An 854-nucleotide genomic window follows, 5' to 3' on the forward strand; every position below is an offset into this window, starting at 1 on the left:
GGTCCATGACTTTGTCAGCTTGTGGTAGTTGCTCCTCGACTGCGGTGGCATATCCGGTGAACCCATCCATTGTCACCACCTGTATCTGCTCCCGGAAGCTGGGGCTGCGTTCCTTAAGCCACCCGCTGAGCACATCTGCGGACCTGCCCGGTCGCATGTCTAACAAACGAGCAGGCCCACGCCCGTCCACCAACGGGGTGAGGTCAACGAGTATGGTCACTAGGTTTGATGCCTGGCCTGGTTTTCTGGTGTGTTTCCATACATGTTCATCGACTCCGAGGACGCGAACCCCGTCGAGGTGGTGAGGGTCGCCGTAGACAAGCTGGCGGCAGGCGTCCAGTGCGACTTTATTGACCAGGTCCCAGCCCACACCGAGTGCTTTGGCGGTAGCTGACACACTCATCCGGTCAATAGCAAGGCGCTGCAAGATCCAGCGGGTGACCCGATGGGTGAGCTTGGCGCCGTCATCCGCGCAGGTTAAAGATTCTTGGAAGATCTTTCTCTTACATGAGGTGGCTGTGCACCGGAATCTAGGGACTTTTACGTGCAGCCTAGTGGGGAATCCGACGACAGGAAGATCAACGAGTCGACGGGTGGTGTGGTCGCGCAGCTTTCCTGGCTGTCCGCAGTCCGGGCACACGCCGATAACGGCTACTGGTGTGGCCTCAATGATGGTCAGTGGTCCGGCGTCAGCGGCACCGGTGATGGCAAGACCGATTTCCGCGGTACGGCAGATAGTGTCGGCGACGAGGTTTCCAGTAGGCTTCACAGTACGGGTCCCTGGTGGGTTTAGATGGTTGTGTAGGAACTTTCATCTTCACACCAGGGACCCCTATATGTTGTGGTGACCCGCT

General features: G+C 58.2%; 1 protein-coding gene. It reads right to left on the reverse strand.

What is annotated here, in order from left to right; all coding sequences use genetic code 11:
• On the reverse strand, positions 1–769 hold a 769-nt coding region (locus QP922_RS12790; protein WP_284809908.1), incomplete at its 3' end, for an ISL3 family transposase.
• Positions 770–854: the final 85 nt, after the last annotated feature.

This window comes from Corynebacterium sp. MSK218, from assembly GCF_030232655.1.
Taxonomy (GTDB): Bacteria; Actinomycetota; Actinomycetes; order Mycobacteriales; family Mycobacteriaceae; genus Corynebacterium.